The following is a 26,732-nucleotide window of genomic DNA, read 5'->3' as shown; positions in this document are numbered from 1 at the left end:
GATAATTTTTATTTTATGTTCTAAAAAAAATACAAAATTCCCCACAAAAAAACAATAATCCATTCTTGTAATCATATCTATCAGTTCGTTTTGGCAAGCAGAAAAGTATTATTATTCAACTTTTATTCGTACTCCTTCAGAATGACTACTAAACTCTGGTGCATACATACTCTGTATGGTAGTGATACCATTAGAGAAATTGCCTTTGTTGTTGACACGCAGATCATATTCAAAAACGTACACCCCTTTTGGTAAATAGTCAAAGAAGAAGTTGGTAGAAGCATCTTTTGTACTTTCATAATACCCCAATCCATCCTGGTATTTGTATTGTGAGATGACATTGATGGGTTCTAATCCAGCCGCACGCATATCTTTCATATGCACAAACTCCATGGTGCGATCTGACCTTAATTCTATGCGTACTCTCACCAAGTCTCCTAATTTTAATTGTGTTTTATTAGTGATTTCTGTAATCTCCTCACCAGTATCCGTATTCTTTTTAAGGAATAACTTTTTCTTCAACTTTAATGGAGTTTCTGCCGAGGTTATCTTATCCAGATTTTCAAAATACTGCCAGTACAAAGCTCCCCAAGCAATCCCTTTTCCTTTTTTGGTGATTTTTGCTGTAGCCATATCTTTTTGTATTTCACTACCATTCCAAGAAGTTTTAAAATATCCCGTTCCGGCTTCTACTTTTACATCTTCCATCTGGCTAGGATCGATTTTTTGATCGCCTAATACAATCTCTACCATATCAGTAACGGATAACCAATCACTGCCTTGTAATAGTAAAGCATATACAGCTTCTGTAGTGGCTTTGGTAGTTTTCCAACGATTGGTCTGTTTATTCTTTAATAACCAAACCTTAAGATTATCTACGATCTCTGTTTTTTTTGGTTCTTGCTCAATCTCCGCAAAAACTTCAATCATTAATGCTTGAGTTTCTATTGGTGCTTGATACCAATACCAACTAGCAGTATTGGATTTCCAATACATGCCCAGTTCTTCACTAGTAATACTTTTCTCATCTAATGATTTAATGATTTTGGTTGCTGTAGTAGCATCATTATTTCGATGTAATATCAAGGCCAACATTCCTTGTGAATACAAGCTTTTATTTAGCCAATACTTTTTGGACTGTCCCATATAATACTTCCAAGCCTCATTAGTGCTGTTAGCCCGTTTGATATCCGAAAAGAAACTACGCATGTATAAATAGTGAGTCTGTGTGTAACTCAGGTGATCTTTATTGATATCGATCTTATTTCGTTCACAGTATTTCTTAAGCTCTTTATATTCTTTTACAAACTCCTGATCTAGATAGCGAACTGCTTTTTGTAGCATATTCTGAGTCTTATTCTCAAATTTTGTAACGCCTAGTTTTTTTAAGTGTCCAAAACCTGCTGCTATGTGCTGCGTGATATAGCGATTCTCTCTTCCGCCTTTAAACCAGGGAAATGCTCCTGAACCAAATTGCATTTGCTGTAATTTATTTAATGCACGCTGCAATTCGTTATTCATCTTATTAAGATCAAAAAGCAATGCGATTCGTTTCTTTTGTTCGGTTTCGCTTTGGGCATCTCGTAACCATGGAGTTTCTTGGATAATCAAAGATTTTAACTCTTGATTTTTTTCTAGATTACTTAGTAACGCATCTGTATTCTTCCATTGATTAAATACCTCTTGGATTCTAGGGTTAGCATTTGCTATATGACTCGCTAGGGAATTGGCATAATATCTGGAGAATGTTTGTTCAGCACATTCATATGGATATTCCATAAGGTAAGGTAGTGCCTGTACAGCATACCACGCCGGATTAGAGGTCATTTCTAAAGTAAGCTTATGATTTTTTAATGTAGTGGACGTATTACTCTTTAGTTTATCTAGCGTAAATGTTTTGGTCTGATCAGAACGTATCCACATTGGTAATGTCTCTGTTACCAACATTCTGTTGGATAACACAGGTAATACATTCTGTTCACCATCAGAGAAATCTCCTGCTTTGGCTACAATCTTATATTGAACTGTTTGCACATTGTCTGGAATCTTCAGATTCCAATATACATTCGTATTTCCTGCTGCTTTTACAGAAAATTCCTGACGAATATTGGTGTTCTGTAAATCTGCATCAATAGATTTTCCTGTTAAAGCATCTATTAATTGTAATTCAATAATGCCTGTAAGATCTTTGGTGGAAATATTAGAAACCTTAGAACTTAGAATAATCTGATCACCTTCTCTCAAGAATCTCGGTGGATTCGGCAAGATCATTAATTCTTTTTGGGTAATCGTCTCTAATATTTGTGTCCCTGCATTCAATTCTTTGGTATGAGCAAGTAGTTGTAATTTCCATTTAGTTAAAGCTTCTGGAGCTGTAAAATTGAAACTTATATTGCCTTCAGGATCCGTGGTTAACTTCGGAAAGAAAAAAGCGGTTTCCTGAAGGTTTTTACGAATTTTGACACCTTCTAGAGATTGCTCTTTCTTATCATCTTTTTTATTACTTTTATTTTCGACACCAATTGAATCTACTTCACTTTCTTCTTTCATAGCATTACCAGCTACGGCAACTTCTTCCATTTCCGCATCATCTGCAGCCATTTCCATGGATGCCATTGGGGCAGGAGCAGATTTACTCATTCTACCTCTTTTTTGAGATCCGAGATTGTTATAACGATAGCTTTGCCCAAAATATAAACCAAACCAATTTAGTTGGTCATATCCTTGATGTTGGAAACTGGTATTGCGAGTATATCCATTATAAATATTAAAATTTCCTTGGGTAAAACTTCTAGCAGCTTTTCGCTGTGAATAAGAATAATAAATAGGTCTATTAATCGGATTGAAATACCATTGATGTGGTCTGAACTGATCCAAAGAAATATCATACATACTTGCTAGCAGTTCGGCAGTGACTTTGTCTCCCTTTGGACCTTTAACTGTAAAACTCCATGTTTCTTGTTGTCCTGGTTGTAGTTTGTCTCTAAATGTTTTTGTTTCTATAGTAAGTTCTGTAGGTTGGTAAGGGACCGCGATAGGAATTGTTCCACTTGTATATGCATTGTAATTTGCAAAACTATACATAACTGCAAACCCACCCAAATCTTCTTTATTTACTGGAATTTTTATCGTTTTGCTAGTATTGGATAGCTTTACAATTTTGGTTTCGATAACCTTATGATTTTTTTCAATATCTATAGTAATAGAAATATCTTCAGATGCTGAACTTAGTTTTAACACCACTTCATCTCCGATATTATAAGTACTCTTGTTTGTTGTAATTTCAAACAATTTGTTATCCGAAATAGTATCGTCTGACTGATCAAATACGGTGATGTACTTGATATCTTTTACCTTTTGTCCGAATTTATCTTTAGTACTAAGTTCTATAATATATTTACCAGTTTCCCACTTTTTAATATTTCCAAAAGATATATCTTTGGTGCCTTTAGCATTGTTTTTAGTTTCTTTAGTATCATAGGTTTTGTCAAAAACTATGCTTCCTTTTTTCCAGTTTCTAAAATCATCTTCATTGCCATATGCGTCGTGAGGGAATAATTTTTTGAATTCTTCTTTTGTAAAGCTACTGTAGTCTGGTGCTTTCCATGGGCGAATACGCAAAGGGCATTCTGGCGCTTGTAGCTTATGTATTTTGATCGTTCCGCTATTAGCTACAAATTCATTATTTAAATTTTGAGTAGCGATGCTGAGTGTATTATCTTTTTTGGTTTTATCAATTTCGGAAGAGATATTTATGGATGTGGTTAAGGCGTGATATCCAACATTAACAGTGGTAGTAGTACTTCTTGTTTCTCCATTGATATCTGTTACGTCTGCTATCACTTTATAGGTAAAAATCGGCTGATTATCTTTCGAAACATTTTTGTCTGGTAGTGCGGCAAAAGTGATGTTGTATTCACCCGTATCATCAGTTTTGGTTTCTCCATGTGTAATTTCTTGCTCTTCGGTTCTGTTTCTTGGATACCAATAACACCAGCGAGGATATTGCACTTGTCTATATACTCGATATACTACTTTAGCATCTGTAATATTACTTCCTGCATAAGCGGTGGCGGTTCCTGTAAGTTTTATACTGTCGTTAATTTTGTAGGTTTCAGTAACCGGGTTAAATTTAGTTTCAAATTTAGGACGTTTATATTCTTCCACAGAAATAGAAGTACTGTAATAATTATTCGTTTGAATGCTATAATTACCGGTTAATCCTGAAGATGGTAATATAAACTCACCTGCAAAGGATCCGTATTCATTCGTTGTAAAACTCAACAACTTTACTTCTTGTCCGTTTACATCAATTAATTTTGCAAAAGCAGATGCGTTGGTGACAACTTTAGGGTTTTCTTTTCCTTTGGCAGTCATCATAATTCCTTTGAAATAGACCGTTTGTCCTGGTCTGTATATACTTCGGTCTGTAAAAAGGAAGGAGGTGTATCTAGTACTTGTATCTGGTTTGCTATTGTCTGGATAATGATTAAGATATAATCCACTAAAATAAGCTTTGTCGGTTCCCTTGCTTACTGTTGCTAAAACATTGTAATAATAGCCTTCTTTAGAAAAAGAAGCTTCTCCTTTCTCATTAGTAGTCAAGGTTTGGTTTAAGCTATTTCTTTGGTTGTTAGAAACCAATTTTATAGAGGCTTTAGGAATCGGAGCACCATTGTTTCTATCTGTTATCTGAAACTTTGTTTTGCTTGCTGTTTTGTTTTCAATGAGTGTAATGTTGGTGACCTGAAGGTTTCCAAAAGAAAATGTATGTTCTTCGCTTAGGTCTTTTGTAGTTGATCCAACGATAATGTAACTTCCTTGTTCTAATTCAGGGACTGCAATTTCTGTGGTATGATTTTGATAGTCTTTTTCGTCACGAATCGCGGAACTCCATGAATTAACAATAGATAATTTATTCAGAAAAGCAATTTTCTCTTTTTGTTTATAAATTTCCTGAAATGATTTTAATTGATTTTGTTTGACTGTTAGAACTTTAAAATATAGTAGCTCTAAGTTTTTATAATTCACTAGAAGCCTGGATGGTTTGTTAATCGGAATATAACTTTCTAATGTGATAGAATTTACTTGTTTATTAAGAATTTGATCTTTTAAATAACTACAATTGTTAGCTCCTCTAGATTCTGGATATTTATTAATCGCTTCTTCACAAACTTTTAAGGCTTTCTGAAGTGTCCATCGATGTGTTTCATTTTCGGCAGGGATATACGTTGCGGCCTGTGTTTGGTATAGCGCAGCAATTTCATAGTCATATAAAGTAGAAGAAGCATTATTTTGATGTTTTTCTTTTTCTGAAACCAAAGTTGCTAGTAGCAGTTTTTGTTTATCACTAAATGTAGCATTGTCGTGGATGAACTTCAGGCGCTCTATATTTACCTCAATTAAGGCATCAGGTTGCTTATCTCTTTTGTGAAAATTAATAAGGTTTTGATATATTTTTAACGCGTGAAATTGTAATGATAATGAATCTTTAGTGGTGATGTTCAATCTAGAAAATTCCTCATAACTCTTTAAATAATCAGGAGAATCTATCTCAAACGCATATGCTGGTTTTGTAATGTTGGTTTCTGAAGTTTTATAAAATGCCAAAGCATTATGTGATAAAAAATCAAAAAGTGTGGGTCTATATGTTTTAGAATCATTGGATTGAGAAAGTATATCATTAAATTCTGCAAGATCCGTTTGTTGGGCTAATAGACCGTTGTTTAATGATTTCTCATAATAGGAATGGATTTCGGTAAATAAAGTTTCTAAATCCCAGGTTCTAAAATCTTCGGTGTCTACTTTTTGAGAAGTTTTAGTCCTGTTATAAAATTGCCATCGATGCTCCTGAAAATATTGCCAATATAGATTGGCTAAAATACTTTCTAGAATATTCCTTCTAGGAAATTCACTATTTGCAATTTCACTTTTAAATTCCTTTATGATATTTAGTTGTGCATTTTCTTCTAATACCAAATTATACTTAGCTTTATAGAATAATGCTTTAGTGATTTGATTCGTGTTGTTAGTTTTTTTAGCATTAGTGTGAATCGTTTCTACAGCTTCTAATGCAGATTTTGGAAGCCCTTGTTGATCAAAATCTTTTACTTTTTTCCAATCGTTTTGATAGTTATCTTGAGCCATCATATAATTTAGGTTTGTAATAAAGAGTATGAAAACAAGAATGATATATTTGTTCATCTGTTTGATTTTTTGTGTTTGTTAAAACAATAATACAAGTCTTATTCCAATGTTTATTAAATAAAAACTCGAATAAAGTAAATAACTATATAAAGCTACATAATTGCAACGATAAATTAGGGAAAACCTTGTTTTGTTTAGTGTAGTATTTTAGCGGGTGAGTATGTCCGTGTTTGAGAAACTCAGTATAGAGGCTTAAAGCGTTAGCTTAACAAAGCGATAAAAGTTTGTTTTTTGACAGAAAAAAATAAAGTCCAAAACCTACATGTTTTGTTTTATCGTAAATCATAATTCTAACTTCGCAATTAATTTTATCTTTACTCTTTCGAATCAAGAATATAATTATGCGTGTACATTTTATTGCGATAGGAGGTAGTGCCATGCACAACCTAGCTATGGCACTGCATCAAAAAGGAGATCAGGTAACTGGGAGTGATGATGTGATTTTTGAACCATCAAAGTCTAGATTAGATCGGTATGGATTACTTCCCGAAACGTTTGGATGGTATCCTGAAAAGGTTACTGAAGATATTGATGCTATTATTCTAGGAATGCATGCCAAGGAAGATAATCCGGAATTAAATAAAGCACAGGGATTAGGATTAAAAATATATTCATATCCTGAATTTCTTTATGAACAATCTAAGAATAAAACTCGTGTAGTCATTGGTGGTTCTCATGGTAAGACTACTATAACTTCTATGATTTTGCACGTATTACATTACCACGAAAAGGAAGTGGATTATATGGTGGGAGCTCAATTAGAAGGTTTTGACACTATGGTGCATCTCACAGAAGATAATGATTTTATGGTACTGGAAGGTGATGAGTACCTTTCTTCACCAATAGATAGAAGACCTAAATTTCACTTATATCAACCAAATATTGCGTTGATAAGTGGCATTGCATGGGATCATATTAATGTATTTCCAACATTTGATAATTATGTAGAACAGTTTCAGGTTTTTGTAGATAGTATTGTTCGTGGAGGAAGCATAAACTATAATTCAGAAGATCCTGAAGTCGTTAAAGTGGTTGAAAACTCAGAAAATCAGATTCGCAAAATACCATATACGACTCCAGAATATCGTGTAGAAAAAGGAGAGACTTTATTACAAACTCCAGAAGGGGAAATGCCTATTGAAGTTTTTGGAGCGCATAATCTGAGTAATTTGGCTGGAGCCAAATGGATTTGCCAGCATATGGGTATTGATGAGGATGAGTTTTATGAGGCAATTGCATCTTTTACAGGCGCTTCTAAACGCTTAGAGAAAATTGCAGAGAGTGCTACAGCTGTTGCTTATAAAGATTTTGCACATAGTCCATCAAAAGTAAGTGCAACTACTAATGCTGTCAAGGAGCAATATGAAGATAGGCAGTTAGTCGCTTGTCTTGAGTTGCATACATATAGCAGTCTTAACGCAGAGTTTCTAAAGGAATATGAAGGAGCACTAAATGCTGCAGATGAAGCTGTGGTGTTTTATTCTCCTGATGCTGTGAAAATTAAACAGTTAGAAGAAGTGTCTGTAGATCAGATAGAAAAAGCTTTTAAAAGAGATGACCTTATTATTTATACCAATCCAGAGGAATTTAAATCATATTTAAAACAAAAGGATTTTACAGATTCTACCTTGTTGCTTATGAGTAGCGGTAATTACGGAGGACTAGATTTTGATGAAGTGAAAGAGATGATTTAATTTAAATTTAAGGAAAGATAAAAATAGGGTGTTACATTTTTGTGACACCTTTTTCTGTTTAGTCATGTAACACTACGGTTGTAAATAGTACCAATATTGTAGAGGAATTATTTATGAAGCGGCATAGTATGATAAAAAGGAAATTTGGAGATAACGATTTTGATTTTAAAAAGATAAGTTTCAGCAGACTCATAGCTGGGTTAGGAATTGGTTTTTTTGTAGTATTTCTAGTGTACTCTTTTTTGATCATTTTTGTTGAAGTTTTTAGAGTGTTTCAATTTGGGTTTAGTAATAGTAATGGAATTATAAAATTTGACCCTTATCAACAATATTGGAACAATGTTTTGTTATCTGGATTAGCAGTCGTACTAGGTAATTCAGCATTTATTTTATTCTGCTTAAGCAGGCCTCAAAGAATATTTAGAAATCACTCCACAAAGTATAAACGACTTATTAATGATCAGATATTTCTTACGTTTAATTTTGTGTATTGGTTTACGAAAGTTGCTTATTTTATTGGTTTGATGGTTTCTATGCTCATAGATTTTGAATTCATTTATCAATATTATTATGTATTTGTCTTATTATTAATTGTCTTGTTTTTAGAAAGCTGGAAAACTTTAAGTCAGGTGATCAAAAAAAATAAACTAAGAACAAAGATTCTACATTTTTTAATGTTAACAATTATTGCACTGGTTTTAGCTTTTTATCATCCGTTAGACTCACAAAAAATAAATGATTTAATGGAAGAAAGTAATCCTGTAATAGAGTTGCCGGTTTCTGAACACGAAAATTATGAGGATATAATTTCATCTATGACTCTTAAATTGTTTTGGGATGAAGGAAAGTATTATGTTATTTATGATAGAGGAGATTTTAGGATAGCTTTGGATAAGTATAATGATTATTTGAAAAGTATGGAGAATGATATATATAGAAGGCAATTTACCATGATTAGTTTGTTAGCTCCAAAAAAGACGCCAATTACGATTTTGAAAAAATTAGAGAAAGTACTTTATATTAATGGCTATCATAGAATTAAATATGTTACTAAAAAGAATGACAAACGTGCAGAACGTTATCCTAAATATGGTATTGTAACAAGAATTAGGATTCCTGATTATTTGATGTCAGAGTTTCCAATGCCACTTGGGTTAGATATGATTTACTTAGAGGGACTTACAAAAAAAACTATACGGATTGAAAATGGTTATACTATAGAAGAACAAAAAAATGTGGGAGATAAAGAGTTAAAAAAAATATTCGAAAGATATGCTAGAGAAGATGTTTATTTTGAATTCGAATATTCTAAAGACCTATCTTATCAAAAATACATAGATGTTTTATCTAGCTATAAGCAAGTTATTTTGGAAAAGAGAAAAAGCCTTGAAGTAGTATCAGATAGAGGGAATTGTTTTATTTATTCTTTTAATAATGAGCAATTTAAATTTTGTAAGGAAGAGGTTAAGAATATTAAACGTGAATATCCTTTTAATTATAGTGAGGTAATAATAGATTAATAGATTTTAAAAATGTTATGTTAAAAATGCATCTCAAACAATTCATTTACAAAATCAGCAACACTCTTCTGATTGTTTTTGATTAATTCTTGTTTAGCATTTTCAATATCAGAAGGTACTTTATCCTGACTAAGTTTAAATTTCCCTTCCCATTGTTGTACTTCGATTTCAAAACAATGTATATAAGGAACTAAACGATCCATGCGTGAATCTTCTATTGATAATTTAAAATCTTTATTAGGAGCCTCTAGGAAATCAGTCATAGTAACTATAGATTTTTTTATAGATTCAGGATCTTTAATTTCTTTTACAATTCCTGTTGCATGTGCAATGATATAATTCCAGGTAGGTAATTGCTTGGTAGTATAAATAGATGGTGAAATATAAGTTTGTGGCCCTTGAAAAACAGTGGTTACAGGGTAGTTGTCTTTTAATAATTCAACATGCGGATTATTGGCATCGATATGTCCCACAAGTTTATTTTCATGAAATATAAGGGGAGCATGAGTAATAAAAGGTTTTGTTTCTTGTGCAGAAATTATGGTAGCAAAGGGATATGCAACTGCTACATTTTTAATATTCTCTGTGTTATAGTCTTGGTGATGTTTTGGTGGGTACACAGACTATATGTTAAACTGTTGTAAATGATGATCCAGATGCTTGTATTGCATTTTACCCCATTGATCTTTTGTGAATTTTCCAAACATAGGATGTGGATCCCATTCGGTAATCGTTCTTTTTTCAGAGAATTCGTTTACTAATTTTAGTAAAGTCTGTTTTTCTTCTTCAAAAACCTTTGTTTCTACTACTTTAAGTTTTGGATGTGTTGGTAAACTTTTCTTCCACGGTTTGTCATTATACATTGCTTTTTTAAAGAATAACTTAGCCAATAAACTAGGTTTCATCGGCGGATGTTCTTTTTTTAAAGCAATTTTAAGCGGAAATTGACAATGATAAAACATTTGAGAAATATTCATCTTGCCCCATACCGGAACACTGTCAGTAGATAATTTATGAATACGATTTTCTATTTCGTTTTTTATAGTTTCATCAAAGAGGGATTTCATATTTTATATTGTTTAACATCCAATACTCAAAAATAACAGAATTATTTTAAAAATTGGCTATAAAAACCCTAAGCTATTGATAAATAACTTTTCAATAAAACTAAAAATAAATAAATTAAGTCTGCCTAACCTACTTTTTCAAAAACAAGTTTTAATATACCCTCTAGATCATCATTAGCAGAAATATCTGAAGGTGTTCCTAAATTGATCATCAAGGGTTGGTCTTTAATTTTTCCCATCAAGAAATACTGAAAAGTAGTTCCAGACTTAAATTTAAATCCAGTAAGTGGTGATCCAAAAGAAGTAAATGTTACTTCAGATTTAGATGTGTTACTTGCAGTAAAAGCTTCAATAGTAGCGTCAAAAACAGCCGAAAGCATATCGTCACTATAATAGTCCCACTTAATAGAGGTTCCATTGCAGGCTAGTAATTCAAATTCTGATTGTGCTTGACACCCTCTAGGAACTTGTATGTGGTTTCCTACTAGGTTCAAAAAACTTATACGTTTTCTGTCTTGTCCATAGAAACTTATGGTAACTAATAATAATACGAAAGTAAAAATGTTCTTCATAAATAGGTTAATTTGAAGTTGTTAAATTCAATGTTTTTAGATTATGGGTGGTCAAATATAGTAAAACTTTCATTTTCAAACAAATATATGTTTGGTCAATCTGTAAATATCAACAGATTAAACAATATTTGTTGGTATGTTTTGAATAATAATATCTTGTATTTGAGATAAATAGTTTATACTTATGCCTTAAAGTGTTCAGGGAATAAAACTGTATTAAAAATTTTTATGAGTGAATATAATTCTTCATTTTCTATCAGGGAATGGGATGAAAATGATCGTCCAAGAGAGAAATTAATGGTTAAAGGGAAGAATACGCTTAGTGATTCTGAGTTGATTGCTATTTTGATTGGTTCAGGAAATCGTGATGAAAGTGCTGTAGCGCTAAGTAAGAGAATTTTGGCTAGTGTAGACCATCAAATCAATTCATTAGGAAAGCTATCCGTAAAGCAGTTGATGAGTTTCAAAGGTATAGGAGAAGCAAAAGCAATCACTATTGTAGCTGGTTTGGAACTGGGAAGAAGAAGGAAGGAAGAAGACGATCCTGTGATATCTAAAATTACCAGTAGTAAAGATGTGTATAATATTATTTATCCTTTTATAGGAGATTTAGAGCATGAAGAATTTTGGGTACTTTATTTAAATAATTCAAATAAAGTATTACAGAAAAAGCAGATCAGTATTGGAGGTAAGACCGGAACATTGGTAGATCCAAGAATTGTATATAGATATGCATTAGAATTTGGTGCAACCTCTATAATCTTGGCTCATAATCATCCTAGTGGATCGTTAATTCCCAGTTCATCAGATAAGGCATTAACTCAAAAGCTAAAACACGCAGGAGTAAGTTTAGATATAAAATTGTTAGATCACTTAATAATAACAGAAAAGAAGTATTTTAGCTTTGCAGATGAAGTAATGCTATAATCAGAAGTATGCTATTAGTTTATGTCCAAAAAATAACTCCAAGAGTATCTTACACGTTTCGACATATCTGTAAACGAATTTTGGGGTTAGAAGTTGATTTTACTTCTAAAATAGAGTCATTCATCGCACATGACGGGCCTAAACTGTCATATGGTAAACAACCATTGGGAAAAGAACTTTATTTTCAGAGTGTTGATTTACTTTTTGAGCATGGATTTAATGAGGTGGATATTCAAGTTTTTCCTTGGGAAGATACACAATGTTTTTTTCAGGTAAAACATGCAAATACAGTATTACCATTTGATATTTTTGCAGCCACGTTTTATCTTCTAACCAGATATGAGGAATATCTTCCACATGTAAAAGATGAACTTGGGAGATTTACTGCTAAAGAAAGTATAGCTTACGCGAATGGATTTCTGGAAGAACCAGTTGTTGATATGTGGGCACATAAATTCAAGAATGTTTTAAAAGAAAAATATCCAAATATAGAATTTCAGGAAAAGAAATTTAGCGTTCTTCCTATTTTATACATAAACCAAACTTTTGCATATTGGCAAAAAGGAATTTTAAGGTCAATAGGGGGAGGGGTGCGTGATCTTTGGCAGTTAAAAATTAATGAGGTAACAGATAGAATTAAGGTAATGTTAGGATTTAAAAAAGATCCATATGATACCTTTGATTTTATTATTGATTTACAAAAAAAGAATTTCAGGAAATGTATTATGTTTTTTGGTCTTGGTGATTATACAAATTATGAGAAAAATATTAGTCATAATAATCCCGAACATCGAAGTATAATTAAGCACGTTTCGGATTATACCGATATTGGACTAAAGGTATCTTATGAGGCTATTTCTGATTTAAGAGCATTAAAAAAAGAGAAAATGAGAATTGAGAATATTGTAAACAGACAGTTGCAATATTCGTTATGCGCTTTTTATAAAATTAAGTTGCCTGAAGCTTACAGAAATTTTATTGAATTAGAAGTAAAAGAAGACTATTCTATGGGCTATCCAGGGCATTCTGGTTTTAGAGCGGGGACTTGTACTCCTTTTATGTTTTATGATCTGGATTATGAGGTGCAAACACCATTGGTCATACATTCTTTTTGCTGTACACCTAAAAGTTTTGAAAATGCCGAAAATGAATATGCTGTAAAGCAAGAGTTAAACGCTTATGTAGATAAAATTAAAAAGGTAAACGGGTTGTTTATTCCAGTTTTTAGCAATGGTTTATTTAGTGACCTTAATGAGCAAAGTTATTGGAAATCAATATTGGAATTTATTTGGGATAAAGATGAAAATAGAAAAAATTGATCACATATTCTTTGATTTAGATCATACACTTTGGGATTTTGATAAAAATTCGGCTTTGGCGTTTCGGTTGATGTTTGATAAATTCGAAATTCAGATTTCCATGGATCAATTTTTATCAGCTTATCAACCGATAAATTTACGTTACTGGAAATTATACAGAGAGGAGCAAGTAACCAAAACAGAACTACGTAGAGGACGTCTTATAGAAGCTTTTGCTGTTTTCGGTAAACAATTTTCATTAGAGGTTATAGATGCTTTGTCTGATGATTATATTAATTTTTTACCTCTTAATAATTATTTAATTGACGGCGCAAAAGAATTATTAGAGTATTTAATGCCAAAATATCAGTTGCATATTATTACTAATGGTTTTAGAGAAGTACAGCATACAAAACTTTCTAATGCTAAAATTGAGCATTATTTTAAGACAGTAACTAACAGTGAAGAGGTTGGTGTTAAAAAACCTAACCCTATAATATTTGAACATGCCTTAAAGGTTTCCGGAGCAGATATAGATAAAAGTTTGATGATTGGAGATAATTATGAAGCAGATATTGTTGGTGCAGAAACTTTGGGAATCAGGACAATATGTTTTAACTATCATCAAGAAGAATTACCAGCGAAAGCTAGGCAAGTTTCAACATTAAATCAGATAAAAAGTTATATTTAGTAATAAATATTTGTATATTTTCGTTATTACTAAACAACTCCCCCCAGATGAAAACAAAAAAGGCCTATGCATTGCTGCTATTTATTGGCGCAATTTTGATAACAGCTTCTTGCGTCAAGGAGCTAGATTTTGAGCAACTTGATGAAGTTGTTCTTACACCTGTGTTTGAAGCAGATTTTATTTATTCGGAATTTGATGTAGAAAATAATATTCCTGAAGGGACTCCTCCAAATACTGAATTCACAATTCCTCCAGAAGTTTTACGAGACACGATAAATTACGATTTAGTAGGTTCGGATTTTGCGATAGATAATTTAGATAGAGTAGAGTTAACTATGGAAGTTCGGAATATTATTCCAATAGCATTCACGATCCAGTTTCAGTTTTTAACACAAGCTGGTCAACCAATAGGGCAATTGTACAGGATTCCGGTACAAGCTGGACTAGGTGAGGGAACAGAGCCTGTAATATCATTTTCCGACCCTAATCCAATAGTACTTGATAACGCTACTTTAAATCAACTAGCTTCGGCTCAAAAAATAGCTACAGAGATTATTGTTCCAGCTTTAAATTCTGACCTAAGGGGAGTCTTGCAGATAAGATCAAAGGCTAGTTATTATGTAAATTATCAATTATGAGAGTCTTACTATGCCTTTTGGGGTTGTTAGGATGCTCATTGTATTCTCAGAATAAAGAAACCTTATACGATTTTACGGATTTGCCTCAATCATTAATGCTTAATCCAGGTGCGGATGTAAATTTTAAGTATCATGCAGGAGTTCCGTTTCTGTCTCAGATACATTTTAATGTTGGATTTAAAGGAGCTTCGATTTATGATGTTTTTGCAGATGATGGTAGAGATATAAATGATAAAATTGAAAATACAATAAACAAGTTAGGTAGTAATGACTATTTTACGCTAACACAGCAATTGGATCTCATAAATTTTGGTTGGAGAAGTAAAAGGGATAGTAACTTATACTATTCTGGAGGTATATACCAAGAGCTTGATCTGATTGTTTATTTCCCGAAAGATTTTGCAGTATTAGCATATCAGGGAAATCAAGATTTTATTAATGTTCCGTTTCGATTTTCTAATATTAGCGCTACAGGAGAATTCTTGACTGTTTACCATTTTGGCTATAATAAAAAAGTAAATAAAAAACTTACTTTTGGGGCTAGAGCAAAATTTTATTCTAGTATGTTTAACTTTAGAAGTACAAAAAATAGAGGAACTTTTACGACGATAGAAACGCCTCAGGGAAATAATATATATCAGCATGTAATTAGCAATGCAGATGTCAGTGTTCAAACGTCTGGATATGCTTCTTTGCGTGACATTGAATCTGAAGATAATGCTGATGGAGCAAAACAAGTGCTCAATAAGTTTGTGGGAAGAGCATTTCTAGGAGGGAATTTAGGTGTTGGTGTGGATATTGGGTTTAGTTATAAATTAGAAGATCAGTGGACTATTACTGGTAGTATGACCGATTTAGGAATGATTTTTTATACAAAAGATGTTGAGACCTATAGGGCTAGAGGTAGTTTTGTTTTTGAAGGATTAGAGACTCCGATTACAGATAATAATGGTCAGGATGTTTTAGACGAGTTAGAAGATGCAATACCTATTGATACTCTTAATACAAGTTATGCAGCTTTGCGTCCTTTAAAACTTAACGGTTCAATTAAATATTCTTTTAATAAATATGATGACGGTACCTGTGATTGTATGGATTCTCCTTACCAAGATGCGTTTGGATTACAGATTTTTACACAATTTAGACCCAAAAGGCCTCAGTATGCCGCATCACTGTTTTATTATAAGCGCTTATCTAGTTTTCTGAGAACAAAATTGACATATACAGTCGATGATTATTCTTTTAAGAATATTGGTTTTTTAATGTCTACCCATATTAATAAAATTAATTTCTATATTTCGGCAAATAATCTTTTAGAATATTCTAATCTTGCAGATGCCAGGGGAGCATCTGTTCAATTAGGATTTAATGTAATAATGTAATGAATATAACACGTATTTTATTTTTTGGGCTTGCATTTTTCTTTACTATCAATTTTTCTGCTCAACAGAGTGTGAATGATTACAAATACATCATTGTCCCAGAAGGATATGTGTTTTTAAGAGAAAATGACGGGTATCAGTTAAACTCTTTGACAAAATTTTTGTTTAAAAAGTATGGTTTTACAGCCTTTATAAGAGGAGATGAATTGCCAGATGATCTAAAAAGAAATGGATGTAAAGGATTAAGAGCTGATGTCAAAAAGGAATCAGGATTATTGAAGACTAAACTTATTGTTAATTTAACTGATTGTAACGGTAAAGTTATTTTTAGTTCTAAAGAAGGAACAAGTAGGGAAAAAGATTTCAAGAAATCATACCATGAGGCTCTTAGAGATGCTTTTAAAGATGTAAAGTACCTAAAATATAAGTATAATGGCAAACAGGAAATCCCTGTACAGAATAAAGATAATTCAGTCCAAGAACCAAAAATTTTAGCTCAATCGGTTGTAATAGAAAAAACTCCAGTAGCCAAAAATGGTAGAGTAGCGACAATAAATGAAACTAGAGATGGACTCTCAAAAGATTTGCCAATTACAAAAGCGGTTTCCTTTACTTATAATGAAGAAACGTTCTTTTTTGAAAGCAAAGTATATGGTTTTGAATTAATGCAAAAGAAAAATGTAAAATTAACTTCTATAGGGAAGGTTTTTAAGTCTAGCAGGAAGAACAATTATATTATACAGGCAGGTGAGTTAAGTGGAATTGGATATTTTGATGCCTACGGAAATTTTGTTCTGGAAAGAATTAATCCCGTTACTGATAAGTTGATTACAGATATTTTTGCCCGTCAGTAATTCTAGTAATTGTATTTATCACCCCAACGAGATTTTAGAAAAGTTCTTAGTGCATTTTCGCGCTGATTATTACCTGGTTCATAAAGTTTTGTGTTTTCTATTGATTCAGGAAGAAATTCTTGGTGTATAAAGTTTTTGTTATGATCATGAGCGTATTTATAATCTTCGCCATAGCCTAATTCTTTCATTAATTTAGTTGGAGCATTTCTAATATGCAAGGGCACAGATAAATCTCCGGTTTGTCTCACTAATTGCTGAGCTTTATTAATAGCCATATATGATGCATTGCTTTTTGGAGAAGTCGCCAAATAAACGGCACATTGACTTAAAACAATTCTAGCTTCGGGATAACCTATAGTTGTAACCGCCTGAAACGTATTATTAGCCATAATTAATGCGGTAGGGTTAGCATTTCCAATATCTTCGGATGCTAATATGAGCATTCTACGGGCTAGGAATTTTAGGTCTTCTCCACCTTCAATCATTCGTGCTAGCCAGTATACAGCTGCGTTAGGATCACTTCCTCTAACAGATTTAATAAATGCTGAAATGATGTCATAATGTTGTTCTCCTGTTTTGTCGTATCTAACGGTGTTTTGTTGTACTAGTTTTAAAACAAGATCGTTGGTAATTATAATATCATCTTGATCCTGACTAGAAACTATTAATTCAAAAATGTTTAATAATTTTCTAGCATCTCCGCCACTTAATCTAAGTAATGCTTCTGTTTCCTTGAGTTTTATCTTTTTTGATAGTAAATAGTCATCTTGTTGCATTGCTCTATCTAGTAGGGCTTCTAATTCTTTTTTTCCAAAAGGATTAAGAACATATACCTGACAACGGGATAGGAGAGCAGGAATCACCTCGAAACTTGGATTCTCTGTGGTAGCTCCTATTAATGTGATCCAACCTTTTTCTACAGCTCCTAACAAAGAATCTTGCTGAGATTTACTAAAACGATGAATCTCATCAATAAATAAGATTGGGTTTTTGGAAGTAAATAACCCACCACTTTGTTTTGCTTTATCAATTACCTCACGTACTTCTTTTACACCGCTGTTAATAGCACTAAGAGTGTAGAACGGTCTACCAGACTCATTAGCTATGATATTAGCCAAGGTAGTTTTTCCTACTCCAGGAGGCCCCCAAAGAATTAAAGAAGGAATAATTCCTTTTTTAATTTGTTTAATTAATGAACCGTCATCACCAATTAAATGCTCTTGACTCAAGTATTCCTCTAAAGATTTAGGTCGTATTCTTTCTGCCAGTGGTTTATTCATGATCACAAAGGTACTAAAGAGCATTAAGTAGATATATTATAATTAGTAACTTTATTCATTGTTCAATTAGTTTCTGACACTTTTCATATGGTTTGAATGTTCGAATTACTGACAAATTAGCGGTGTTTGATTTTTGGATGGTTTTTTGATTTGTATTAAATGACTATGGAAGGAAGTAATGATTTTAAATTTAGTACCGGAGTTATTGGATATCCATTATTATTTGTGTTGGTTATCTGGATTACTTTTTGGTTTGAGATTCGCTTTGGCTTTGATTTTAATCATTTTGGAATATACCCAAGAACTTTAACAGGGCTTAGAGGAGTGCTTTTTTCTCCATTTATTCACGGAGATTTATCGCATTTATGGCATAATACTTTGCCGCTATTAATTTTATCGATGGCGCTTTTTTTCTTTTATCCAAAAAATTCTTGGAAGGTACTATTCTTAGGAGCTTTGTTTACAGGAGCAATGACTTGGTTATTAGGTCGGCCGGCAAACCATATAGGAGCTAGTGGAGTTATTTATATGCTTTTTGGGTTTCTGTTTTTTAAAGGAATAATAGCAAAACATTTTAGGTTAATCGCATTGTCATTTGTAGTTGTCTTTATATATGGTAGCATGATTTGGTATACATTACCAGTGGATCCAAAAATCTCTTGGGAAGGACATTTATCGGGTTTAATAGTCGGTGTATTGTTAGCTTTCTTGATAAAAAGAGGGATCGCCAAACCAAAAACATATTATTGGGAATCTTCAGATTATAACCCTGATGATGATGAGTTTCTAAATCATTTTGATGAACATGGTAATTTTATCGAAAAACTACCCGAAGAAGAAGAAGGTGATATAGAAATAGTATATGAATATAAATCTAAAGATCATTCTTCTAAAGAGAATTAGTAATATTTATTGGTTCTTACATCCTTTGTCTTATAGCTTCATATAAGAATACACCACAGGCAACAGAAACGTTTAAAGAGGCTATTTCTCCGTACATTGGTAATTTAGCCATATGATCAGCAATTTTTAATACAGAGTTAGATATGCCTTTACCTTCACTACCCATAACTATTGCTGTAGGAGTGGTTACATCAATATCATAGATAGGGGAAGCTGCTTTTTCGGTTGCTGCTACTATTTGAACCCCTGATGCTTGTAAATAAAACATAGCGTCTTTAATATGATCGACCTTGCAAATTGGAATTTTGAATATAGCACCAGCAGAGGTTTTTACAGTATCAGCACTTACTGGAGCTCCACCTTTCTTTTGGATAATTATTCCATGCACACCCGTGCATTCTGCAGTTCTAATAATTGCACCAAAATTACGAACATCAGATAACTGGTCAAGGATCAAAAATAGGGGAGTCTTACCAGATTCTATCACCTGAAGTACTAAGTTTTCTAAATCCTGAAATTCAATTGGTGCTATATGAGCAACAACGCCTTGATGATTTTTACGAGTGAGTCTATTAAGCTTTTCTACAGGTACGTAAGAAAAACTGAGGCTTTCTTTGTTTAGTAGGTTTATCAGCTCTTTGGCTAGTTCTCCTTGTAAACCTTTTTGGATAAAAAGTTTGTCAATCGTTTTACCTGAATTAATTGCTTCGATTACTGCTCTTATTCCAAAGATTTGTGATTCGTTTTTCATTAATAAGTATTGTTTTAAATAGTAAAGGTTGCCTATAATTAGGCAACCTTTACTGTTTTATTAATGTTACTTCTATTTTAATATATTAAAGAGAAGTAACAGTATAAGTAGTTCCAGCTTTAATAACTCTTGCTACCCCAATTGATGCAGAGTCATAATCTCCAGCTGAGCCATCCCAAGTTTCAGATCCAGCAGGTAGAGTACCTGTAAAGAAAGCAACAGTTCCGTCTGGTAACGAATAAAATACTGTGTATTCTATATCAGCTGTTGTTTGAGTTTCTACTGTATTAAAAATCTGTACAGAAAAAACAAATTCACCATCTGGAAAATTAGATGCAATTGATAGGCTTTCGTATCTAGTTCCCGTTTGAGAAGGAGGATCTATATCACCAAGGCCAGTAAGAGTACCTCTAAGATCCAGATCATTAGAAGGTGCACCACTCCAGTCTACCAATAAATTCATATTACCAACAGCAGAAACTGCTGGAAATTGGTTATAAACATCAATGATGACTGCTTCAGAACTTAAGGCTGTATTGTCATTAGCTACAGGAGTAACTGTTTCATCAGTACCTTCACCTTCAATAGTCACCAATCTTACTCCAGAAGCAGTAATTGCAACTTTTTCAGGAGTATATCCAATCCCTGCGTCTATATCTAGAACAGTGATGGTACCCGAACCAGTTGTTGCACCATCTTCTAATCTTACCTGAGTAGTTGAAAGAATTGAACCAGATTTTGAATCAACTTGGATTATAGCGTCGTTAGAAAAACCTTGAGGAACTGAGATATCAAAGTCTAAATCACTTCCTATAGATGTAAAAGTAGCACTAGGAGTAACAGTAGCTGTTACATTTACAGAAGGTGCTTCTGGCAGTACTACATTGTTTAGCTCATTATCTTCACCGTCACAAGAAGCAAATCCTGCAAGAATAACAGATAGTGATAATATATATTTATAATTTTTCATTTTATTATTGTTTTTGAAGGTTAAATGGATGTGCATTTCCTGCAAATGCGTCAAAATCAACTGTTAAGTTAATTAATCCACCAGCACAAGGAAGTACTAATCCTGATACATCACCATAATTATCAGTTGCGAAAGCACCGGCAGCAGCGTCAAAAGCTAGTCCATCGGCACCACGAGATACAGTCCCAGTAGTGAAATTCACATTCAGTACTAAATCATCAGCACCATAATCAGGATATTCTCCACCAACAATAGTGATTTGACCATCACCAGGTCCAGCTATGATTTCTCTTGTTGCAGTATTGATAGGGAATGTAGCACCAAAACTAAAATTAAGAACATCATAAGTACCTACTACATCTGCAGTAGTAAATACAGGACACGCAAAAGTGAAATTAAATGCCATTGCGTTTCTGTATACTCCAGTTAATAGATTTGCAGAAGTGTTACCACCTGAAAGAATGCCAGTATCTCCATCAAAAACAGGAACTTGTCCAGTAAATGCAACACCGTCATTTCTCACCGCTTCGGCAACAAAAGCAAAGTTGTCACCAAAATCTAAATCACTTAATGGCATATTTAAAGCATCTGCTATCATTTGCGCACTAATTGTTAATGTAGCTGGAAAACTGTCAATTGTAATAAAATCATCTACAATAGCAACATTACCACCTACAGTTGCTACCATATCTAAAGTATAACTAGTGGTGTTTCCATTTACGTCCTCTATTGGTAAAGATAAACTAGCTTCAGCAGGAACTGCAAAACTAACAGTTGCAGGAGCTATTTCATCTACAAAGCGAATAAATGAACCTTGAGAAGCAGCAAAATCAGGTAAAGGATTTTTACTGTCATCGGTACATGAAATAATCATGGTTAATGACAATAAGACTAATATTTTATGTAAGTTTTTCATGTCTTTTGTAAATTAAATTAATCGATGAAGCCTGCAGGATTGTTATCCCAGAAAACTTGATCTGTAAGTTGATTAAAATCAAAATTAGGATTCACATTTACCTCATCTCCTGGTACTATAAATGATCTTGGGAATGGTGAAGCATCAATTGGATCCTCAAGTTCAGGAAGACCAGTTCTTCTATAGAAGTTAAATGCTTCTATACCATTACCATAGGTAGTAATGTAATATTGCTCTATAATAATAGTCTGTCTCTCCGTATCGGTAGTAGCAGCATCATAATCACTTAATACACCATTAACAAAAGTATCTACATCAGCCGTACTTGGTATAAATGCAGCTTCAGCATCTGCAGCTCCAAAAGCCATTACTTTAGCGATATGATTTCTTACTCCTTCTTCTAAAAGAGTTCTAGGATCACCTGTAGTTCCTAGAGTTATAGCTGCCTCAGCTTGTATGAATTTTGCATAACTAGATAATAAGATAGGGTTAATTCCGGCCCCATTTAATCCTGTGTTTAAAGTACCTGGTGTATTATTGTCATTATCAAATGCTCCACCACCAGGATAAATACCGTAAATAGTTCTGGCTAAGTTATCAGCTGGAATTCCTTGTGCATTAGTATGTTCTCTTCCCCAATAAAAGCCACCAATGTAACATTGAGCTAAAGTGGTTGTACATGGCAAATCATCACCAGATGGATCAGTTAAAGATTGTCTGTAAAAATAGTATCGTAACCTAGGGTCATCACTATCTCTCATTCTTCTCATTAAGTCATTACTCATATAGATGGCTGCACCTCCAGGAAGATAATTTTCCGTAAAATAAGGGTGTCTACTTTCTGCTGGAGCACTGTCAGTGGTATAACTAAATTGGAAATCGTCACTTGCAGTTTCCATTAAATTACCACCTGCAATTAAAGCATTGATACCTGTTGTTGCTCTAGTAGCATCTATATTACTAATTTGATTATACATTTTTAATTTTAATGTATTTCCGAATTTAATCCAATTCGTCAAATCTCCATTAGCATAAAACAAGTCGTTAGATATTACTCTACTGGTTTCTCCTTGTAATGCACTAATGCTTTCATCAATTAATAAGAACATCTCTTCATAAATCGCAACCTGATCATCAGCTGAAGGATTAAGAATTCCTGAATCATTTGCCTCACTAAATGGAATATCTCCAAAAATATCTACAAACAGAGTAAACGTATAGGCAGTTATTAATCCTCCTATTGATTTCTGTTGAACTATATCTGGATTAGCCTCCGCTAAAGATTCTAATAAAAGTCTATTTCCATTTATACGATATGCTCTTGTCCAAACATTATCATCAGAAGGAGGAGCAAAAGCATTAAATGTAGTATTTTCTATATTACTCTGATATGCGCCAAACATATTAGCCAATCTCATAGTAGTTGTGGCTTCATCTCTAACCCCCTCAAACAATCGATTTAAATCAATTTGCATTTGGTTTAAGATGAAGTTTGGATCGGCACTTTCAGGAGAAAGCGTATTTGGCGAAACTGTAAGGTCTAACTCTGTTGTATCACAAGATCCTAATAGGATGGCAACAGATGTAGCAACCCCTACAAAGTATCTACTTATATTATTTTTAATTTTTTTCATTTTCAATTTAATTTGTTATTAAAAAGTAGCTTTTATACTAAAAGAATATCTTTTAGATGTAGGAGCAGTTTGGAAGTCTAATCCTTGTCCATTACCAACACCTGTACTTAATACTTCCGGATCAAAATTTAGATATTCAGGAAAGTTGTAAGCTTTGTACCATATGTTTTGACCAGATATAGCGAATGAAATACTTCCGAAAGGAGTCTTTGCTAACATTTCTTCTGATAATTTATATGCTAAGGTTACATCTCTTAATCTTAGTGTTGAACCGTCAAAAACTTGCCCTTCATTTGCTCTGAATACATTCTGGAAATAGATGTCATTTGCACCAATTTGAACTGTATTCTGTATTGGTTGTCCGTTGGCATCCAAAACAGGAAGTCCTGTAGTAGGATTTCCGACAACACCCGGTAATATAGTTGTAGATTCTCTATCTTCTGTATCTCTAGTAACACCTCTTGTTAGTAGGTTAGAGGCAGTATTCGAAAGAATATCACCACCGTGAGTATACTCTAACTGTGCTGATAGAGAAAGCCCTTTATAGCTAAAGGTATTGATAGTAGTCATTCTCCAGTCTGGATTTGGATCTCCAATAACAGCTAAATTGTCTTCAACAGGAACATCGTTACTTGTTAAATATCTTCCTTGTGTAGTTGTATTTGTAGCGTCCACAAGTATGTTACCATTGTCATCTCTTATATAATAAGTTCCTACGATCACACCTAATGGTAAACCTTCTATTGCATAGTTACCTAATCCTCCGAATCCTGATGTTAAAATTCTTTCTTCAGGAATCTCTACAACTTCTGTTTCAGCAGCAGTAAAGTTATTCTGTATATTCCAAGAAAAAGAATCCGTTTTTACAGGTGTTAAACCTAAGGCAATTTCTATACCTTCTCCATCAATTTGACCAGCATTAAAAAATTGTGCTGAAAACCCTGTAGATGGACCCAAATTTCGTTGTAAGATTTGATCTTTCGATACCCTAGAATATACACTAGCATCTAATGTAATTCTACTATTAAAGAAATTTGCTTCAATACCTAATTCTATCTCTCTGTGTAGTTCTGGCTTTAAGTCTGGATTAGCTAAAAAGCCAGAAAATGTGTTTGTAGTAGTAGGGTTAGTACTTGGACCAAATGCATTAGCTACAGAATTTAGCTGTTGAGCTGTTCTAAATAATGTTGGGAAACCTGCTGATGTAGCATAACCTCCACGTATTTTTAGAAAATTAAGAACATCACCTCTTAATCCTTCAAATGCTGAAGTAGGAATAAAGGAAATTGATGTACTTGGATAGAAAATTGATCTGTTTGCTGGTTGAACGTTAGACACCCAGTCATTTCTTCCTGATATTGTAGCGTATAAGTAGTCGTTGTAATCTACCTTAACTTCTCCAAAGAAACCAACTACATTTCTCTCATCGTTAAATTGTAAATCTACACCCGATACTGGGTCAAGACTGTTATGATTGATATAATTATCATGATTTTGTCTTCCAAATACAACTTGATTAGTACTTGCGATTCCGTCTCTTCCAAACTCATCACGTCTACTCTCAAATCCAACTAACGCACCAAATCTGAAGTTACCAGCACGGTAACCATCAAAATTTAAAATAGCTCTATGATTTAAAATTTCGTTTGTTGATGTAGTTGTTCTTAGGTAACCTACTTGGTATTCTGCTCTGGCAACTGCCCCTTTATTTACAGAAAAACGTTGTAAGTCTGTATAGGTATCAAGACCAAATGTATATTGTAGACTAATATGATCATTAAAAGTATATCCAGCATTGAAAGAACCATATGTTCTTCTAGTATCAGATGAAGTACCTGCATTATCAAGTAACCAATATGGATTTTCGATATCAGGTCTGTAATAAACACTAGAACCATCAACCGGATTTTGAAATGGTAAGTTTGTTAAGTCAATATTTCTAGGAATAAATAAAAGTCTTTGGAAAATAGTAAGCGCTCCAATACCGTTACTCGCACTAATAGGAGGAGTCCTAAGAGTTGTATTAACATAATTAAGAGTACCACCAACATTAAAGTTGTTTGATAATTTTAAATTACCACCAATACTAAAACTGTTTTTTCTTAAATTATTACTTTCGATATATCCATCTTCATCAGTATTGTTGTAGTTAATACTGAAGTTTCCTTTTTCAGAAGCACTTGATACACCAACAGATGTAGATCTACCAAGACCAGTTCTGAAAAAATCTTTAACATTGTTTTCTGCAGCTTGATAAGGAATTTCTATCCCAAAAAATTGAGGAAATAATTGATCAAACCCTGGGTTTCTTCCGTTAGCATAAGGATGAATAACATTATCGATATCAGAAAATGCAGCACCCCAGTTACCAACAAAACCAGGATTAAAAGCTTGGTCAGCTCCTTGTCCATATGTGTTTTGAAATTCAGGTAAATTAGATATTTGAGTGATATAAGTTGTATTAGAAAAACTCACCTCAAATTTCTTGTTACTTTTTTCAGTAGAACCTGCTTTTGTAGTAATCAATATAACTCCATTTCTACCACGTGATCCATATAGATTGGCAGCACTTAAACCTTTAAGAACACTTATGTTTGCAATGTTATCTGGATTTAAGTCGAGCGTACGGTTACTAGTACTCGTAGTACCAGATGTAAAACCACCAGTCGTATTAGGACTGGATTCAAAAGGAACACCATCTACTATATAAAGTGGTTGGTTGTTACCAGTAATAGAAACACTTGTTCTAATGAATACGTTTGTTGCACTACCTGTAGCACCACCCGCTCCTGTAATTTGAACACCAGGTATTTTACCATTTAATGCTCTATTGATATCAGATTCAGGTTTTTGCTCGATTTCATCACTTTGTACAACTGTAACTGCATATCCTAAAGATTTTTTCTCTCTTCGAATACCCTGTGCAGTAACTACTACTTCTTCTAAGGTAGCAGCATCTTCAGCAAGTTGGATGTTGATGGAGTCTCCATCCCCAACCGCAACTTCTTTTGTTGTAAAACCTAGATAACTAAATGAAAGAACCGCTCCTCGATTTACTTCAATAGTATAATTACCATCAAAATCAGATTGCGTACCCTTACTAGTACCTTTTACAACGATATTTACCCCTGGTAATGGTAGACCACTATTATCGGTCACATTACCTGAGATCGTTTTTTCTTGTGCAAACGTTAGTTGCACTACAAACGCCAGCAATAGCGTTAGAATTCCTCTAAACTTTGTTCTCATTTTATAATTTATTTGAATTAGCCAATGCCAAAAATCATAATAATATCTTAATTAAACAACTTTTATTTAGTTAAAAATTAAATTATTATTTCGTTAGGGCTTATATAATGGGAAATGTAACTATAACGTTATAGTGGAAGGTTTTTGTGTTTTTGTTCATCTAAAATGAACTTTATTAT

The 26,732-nt window shown here is 33.2% G+C and carries 19 protein-coding genes; 9 read left to right on the top strand and 10 right to left on the bottom strand.

What is annotated here, in order from left to right:
- Positions 1 to 111 precede the first annotated feature (111 nt).
- Positions 112 to 6,204, bottom strand: a complete 6,093-nt coding sequence (locus tag Q0921_RS14290) for an MG2 domain-containing protein (protein ID WP_299257933.1) — start codon at positions 6,202 to 6,204, stop codon at positions 112 to 114.
- 344 nt (positions 6,205 to 6,548) lie between these two features.
- Here Q0921_RS14290 and murC point away from each other — a divergent pair, with 344 nt between their 5' ends.
- Together murC and Q0921_RS14280 are read left to right on the top strand one after the other, a co-directional pair.
- Positions 6,549 to 7,901 carry a Mur ligase family protein gene (gene murC / locus Q0921_RS14285; RefSeq protein ID WP_299257931.1) on the top strand — a complete coding sequence of 451 codons (1,353 nt, stop codon included), beginning with the start codon at positions 6,549 to 6,551 and terminating at the stop codon, positions 7,899 to 7,901.
- 128 nt (positions 7,902 to 8,029) lie between these two features.
- On the top strand, positions 8,030 to 9,421 hold the full coding sequence (locus tag Q0921_RS14280) for a hypothetical protein (protein WP_299257929.1): 1,392 nt from the start codon (positions 8,030 to 8,032) through the stop codon (positions 9,419 to 9,421).
- A 20-nt stretch (positions 9,422 to 9,441) separates the two neighbouring features.
- Here the strand turns inward: Q0921_RS14280 and Q0921_RS14275 are convergent, their stop codons facing one another.
- From Q0921_RS14275 to Q0921_RS14265, 3 genes are all read right to left on the bottom strand, one after another.
- Positions 9,442 to 10,041, bottom strand: a complete 600-nt coding sequence (locus Q0921_RS14275) for an FMN-binding negative transcriptional regulator (RefSeq protein ID WP_299257927.1) — start codon at positions 10,039 to 10,041, stop codon at positions 9,442 to 9,444.
- A gap of 3 nt (positions 10,042 to 10,044) precedes the next feature.
- Positions 10,045 to 10,488 (bottom strand): DUF1569 domain-containing protein, encoded by a 444-nt coding sequence (locus Q0921_RS14270; protein ID WP_299257925.1) that lies wholly within the window; start codon positions 10,486 to 10,488, stop codon positions 10,045 to 10,047.
- Positions 10,489 to 10,613: 125 nt separating this feature from the next.
- Complete coding sequence (locus Q0921_RS14265) at positions 10,614 to 11,060, bottom strand: hypothetical protein (RefSeq protein ID WP_299257923.1); 447 nt, start codon at positions 11,058 to 11,060, stop codon at positions 10,614 to 10,616.
- Positions 11,061 to 11,288: 228 nt separating this feature from the next.
- On the opposite strand from Q0921_RS14265, the gene radC reads away from it, so the two are divergent.
- The 6 genes from radC to Q0921_RS14235 are packed head-to-tail and all read left to right on the top strand — an operon-like array spanning position 11,289 to position 16,850.
- Positions 11,289 to 11,987 (top strand): DNA repair protein RadC, encoded by a 699-nt coding sequence (gene radC, locus Q0921_RS14260; protein ID WP_299257921.1) that lies wholly within the window; start codon positions 11,289 to 11,291, stop codon positions 11,985 to 11,987.
- 8 nt (positions 11,988 to 11,995) lie between these two features.
- Positions 11,996 to 13,306 (top strand): polysaccharide deacetylase family protein, encoded by a 1,311-nt coding sequence (locus Q0921_RS14255; RefSeq protein WP_299257920.1) that lies wholly within the window; start codon positions 11,996 to 11,998, stop codon positions 13,304 to 13,306.
- The gene (locus Q0921_RS14250; RefSeq protein ID WP_299257918.1) at positions 13,287 to 13,976 is read left to right on the top strand and encodes a YjjG family noncanonical pyrimidine nucleotidase; all 690 of its coding nucleotides are present in this window, start codon (positions 13,287 to 13,289) and stop codon (positions 13,974 to 13,976) included. Before Q0921_RS14255 ends, Q0921_RS14250 begins: the two co-directional genes overlap by 20 nt.
- Positions 13,977 to 14,023: 47 nt before the next feature.
- On the top strand, positions 14,024 to 14,614 hold the full coding sequence (locus Q0921_RS14245) for a hypothetical protein (RefSeq protein ID WP_299257916.1): 591 nt from the start codon (positions 14,024 to 14,026) through the stop codon (positions 14,612 to 14,614).
- Positions 14,611 to 15,996, top strand: coding sequence for a DUF5723 family protein (locus tag Q0921_RS14240; RefSeq protein WP_299257914.1), 1,386 nt, complete (start codon positions 14,611 to 14,613; stop codon positions 15,994 to 15,996). Before Q0921_RS14245 ends, Q0921_RS14240 begins: the two co-directional genes overlap by 4 nt.
- A complete protein-coding gene (locus tag Q0921_RS14235; RefSeq protein WP_299257912.1) occupies positions 15,996 to 16,850 on the top strand; it encodes a hypothetical protein in 855 nt (284 codons plus the stop codon). The genes Q0921_RS14240 and Q0921_RS14235 overlap by 1 nt, the downstream gene beginning before the upstream one ends.
- Before the next feature lie 2 nt (positions 16,851 to 16,852).
- Here the strand turns inward: Q0921_RS14235 and Q0921_RS14230 are convergent, their stop codons facing one another.
- Positions 16,853 to 18,130: a replication-associated recombination protein A gene (locus Q0921_RS14230; RefSeq protein ID WP_299257910.1), complete on the bottom strand. Its 1,278-nt coding sequence runs from the start codon at positions 18,128 to 18,130 to the stop codon at positions 16,853 to 16,855.
- Between the two features lie 159 nt (positions 18,131 to 18,289).
- Between Q0921_RS14230 and Q0921_RS14225 the strand changes: the two genes are divergently transcribed.
- Positions 18,290 to 19,033 carry a rhomboid family intramembrane serine protease gene (locus tag Q0921_RS14225; RefSeq protein ID WP_366520021.1) on the top strand — a complete coding sequence of 248 codons (744 nt, stop codon included), beginning with the start codon at positions 18,290 to 18,292 and terminating at the stop codon, positions 19,031 to 19,033.
- Between the two features lie 16 nt (positions 19,034 to 19,049).
- Here Q0921_RS14225 and rlmB read toward each other — a convergent pair whose 3' ends face one another.
- From rlmB to Q0921_RS14200, 5 genes are all read right to left on the bottom strand, one after another.
- On the bottom strand, positions 19,050 to 19,784 hold the full coding sequence (gene rlmB / locus Q0921_RS14220; RefSeq protein ID WP_299257908.1) for a 23S rRNA (guanosine(2251)-2'-O)-methyltransferase RlmB: 735 nt from the start codon (positions 19,782 to 19,784) through the stop codon (positions 19,050 to 19,052).
- A gap of 85 nt (positions 19,785 to 19,869) precedes the next feature.
- Positions 19,870 to 20,754, bottom strand: a complete 885-nt coding sequence (locus Q0921_RS14215; protein WP_299257906.1) for a hypothetical protein — start codon at positions 20,752 to 20,754, stop codon at positions 19,870 to 19,872.
- 4 nt (positions 20,755 to 20,758) lie between these two features.
- Complete coding sequence (locus Q0921_RS14210) at positions 20,759 to 21,670, bottom strand: hypothetical protein (protein ID WP_299257904.1); 912 nt, start codon at positions 21,668 to 21,670, stop codon at positions 20,759 to 20,761.
- 17 nt (positions 21,671 to 21,687) lie between these two features.
- A complete protein-coding gene (locus tag Q0921_RS14205; protein ID WP_299257902.1) occupies positions 21,688 to 23,304 on the bottom strand; it encodes a SusD/RagB family nutrient-binding outer membrane lipoprotein in 1,617 nt (538 codons plus the stop codon).
- An 18-nt stretch (positions 23,305 to 23,322) separates the two neighbouring features.
- Positions 23,323 to 26,553 (bottom strand): SusC/RagA family TonB-linked outer membrane protein, encoded by a 3,231-nt coding sequence (locus Q0921_RS14200; protein WP_299257900.1) that lies wholly within the window; start codon positions 26,551 to 26,553, stop codon positions 23,323 to 23,325.
- Between the last annotated feature and the right edge of the window lie 179 nt (positions 26,554 to 26,732).

This window comes from uncultured Aquimarina sp., from assembly GCF_947496855.1.
GTDB lineage: Bacteria > Bacteroidota > Bacteroidia > Flavobacteriales > Flavobacteriaceae > Aquimarina.
Note: the sequence above shows the minus strand (reverse complement) of the source record. Positions and strands in the feature narration are given on the sequence as shown.

What these genes read in the sequence shown, in the direction of transcription:
- Q0921_RS14290 (WP_299257933.1), bottom strand. Translation starts at nt 6,204, where the DNA reads ATGAACAAATATATCATTCTTGTTTTCATACTCTTTATTACAAACCTA.
- murC (WP_299257931.1), top strand. Translation starts at nt 6,549, where the DNA reads ATGCGTGTACATTTTATTGCGATAGGAGGTAGTGCCATGCACAACCTA.
- Q0921_RS14280 (WP_299257929.1), top strand. Translation starts at nt 8,030, where the DNA reads ATGATAAAAAGGAAATTTGGAGATAACGATTTTGATTTTAAAAAGATA.
- Q0921_RS14270 (WP_299257925.1), bottom strand. Translation starts at nt 10,488, where the DNA reads ATGAAATCCCTCTTTGATGAAACTATAAAAAACGAAATAGAAAATCGT.
- Q0921_RS14265 (WP_299257923.1), bottom strand. Translation starts at nt 11,060, where the DNA reads ATGAAGAACATTTTTACTTTCGTATTATTATTAGTTACCATAAGTTTC.
- radC (WP_299257921.1), top strand. Translation starts at nt 11,289, where the DNA reads ATGAGTGAATATAATTCTTCATTTTCTATCAGGGAATGGGATGAAAAT.
- Q0921_RS14255 (WP_299257920.1), top strand. Translation starts at nt 11,996, where the DNA reads ATGCTATTAGTTTATGTCCAAAAAATAACTCCAAGAGTATCTTACACG.
- Q0921_RS14250 (WP_299257918.1), top strand. Translation starts at nt 13,287, where the DNA reads ATGAAAATAGAAAAAATTGATCACATATTCTTTGATTTAGATCATACA.
- Q0921_RS14245 (WP_299257916.1), top strand. Translation starts at nt 14,024, where the DNA reads ATGAAAACAAAAAAGGCCTATGCATTGCTGCTATTTATTGGCGCAATT.
- Q0921_RS14240 (WP_299257914.1), top strand. Translation starts at nt 14,611, where the DNA reads ATGAGAGTCTTACTATGCCTTTTGGGGTTGTTAGGATGCTCATTGTAT.
- Q0921_RS14235 (WP_299257912.1), top strand. Translation starts at nt 15,996, where the DNA reads ATGAATATAACACGTATTTTATTTTTTGGGCTTGCATTTTTCTTTACT.
- Q0921_RS14230 (WP_299257910.1), bottom strand. Translation starts at nt 18,130, where the DNA reads ATGAATAAACCACTGGCAGAAAGAATACGACCTAAATCTTTAGAGGAA.
- Q0921_RS14225 (WP_366520021.1), top strand. Translation starts at nt 18,290, where the DNA reads ATGACTATGGAAGGAAGTAATGATTTTAAATTTAGTACCGGAGTTATT.
- rlmB (WP_299257908.1), bottom strand. Translation starts at nt 19,784, where the DNA reads ATGAAAAACGAATCACAAATCTTTGGAATAAGAGCAGTAATCGAAGCA.
- Q0921_RS14215 (WP_299257906.1), bottom strand. Translation starts at nt 20,754, where the DNA reads ATGAAAAATTATAAATATATATTATCACTATCTGTTATTCTTGCAGGA.
- Q0921_RS14210 (WP_299257904.1), bottom strand. Translation starts at nt 21,670, where the DNA reads ATGAAAAACTTACATAAAATATTAGTCTTATTGTCATTAACCATGATT.
- Q0921_RS14205 (WP_299257902.1), bottom strand. Translation starts at nt 23,304, where the DNA reads ATGAAAAAAATTAAAAATAATATAAGTAGATACTTTGTAGGGGTTGCT.
- Q0921_RS14200 (WP_299257900.1), bottom strand. Translation starts at nt 26,553, where the DNA reads ATGAGAACAAAGTTTAGAGGAATTCTAACGCTATTGCTGGCGTTTGTA.